The sequence below is a fragment of the Desulfosporosinus sp. I2 genome (assembly GCF_000960765.1).
Classification (GTDB): Bacteria; Bacillota; Desulfitobacteriia; order Desulfitobacteriales; family Desulfitobacteriaceae; genus Desulfosporosinus.
Window position 1 is genome coordinate 1 of record NZ_JYNH01000306.1, and the last position, 702, is coordinate 702.

Consider the following 702-nt stretch of genomic DNA (forward strand, 5'->3'; position numbering starts at 1 on the left):
AAACTTTACAAGCCACCGCCTGTGTGAGCGGTGGCTTGTGTTTTCACTTTCTTAATCACTCATTAAATTACATCAAAAAGACTCATCTGATCACTTTCCGGAATTCCTTTAAAGCAGCCAAATTTCCGAAGTGAATCGATGGTAGCATTCCCGATTTTAGCCCGTTTCTTGACATCCTCTATGGAGTTGAAGGGCTTTTCTTGGGCCGCGTTATATAGTCCTTCGGCTGCCACAGTTCCCATGCCGGATATGCTGTTTATGGGCGGCCTTAAGCCCTCCTCCTCGAGCAGGAATTTTGTGGCATGGGATTTGTATAAATCAATGGGCAGGAATTTAAAGCCCCTTTCATACATTTCCAACACCAATTCCAAGTCATCGTACATATCCTTATCCTTAGGGGTGGCAGCGTTGCCCAGCTCCTCAATTTCCTTCATTTTGGCCTTAACCTTTTCTTTGCCGAAGATCATAAATTCTGCTTCAAAGGCCTTCGCTCGAATGGTGAAGTAGGCTGCGTAATATGCCTGGGGTATGTGCACTTTAAACCAGGCTATGCGGAAGGCCATCATGACATAGGCTGCAGCATGGGCTTTAGGAAACATGTATTTTATTTTTCGGCAGGAATCGATATACCATTCCGGGACCTTATGCTCCCTCATTAAAGCTTCATATTCAGCCCATTTTTCAGGGTTCGCTAAAGCCTTG

At 45.0% G+C, this 702-nt stretch carries 1 pseudogene; it reads right to left on the minus strand.

What is annotated here, in order from left to right:
- Positions 1-62: 62 nt before the first annotated feature.
- Positions 63-702 (minus strand): annotated as a pseudogene (locus tag UF75_RS25835) (DNA polymerase III subunit alpha); the annotation flags it as partial.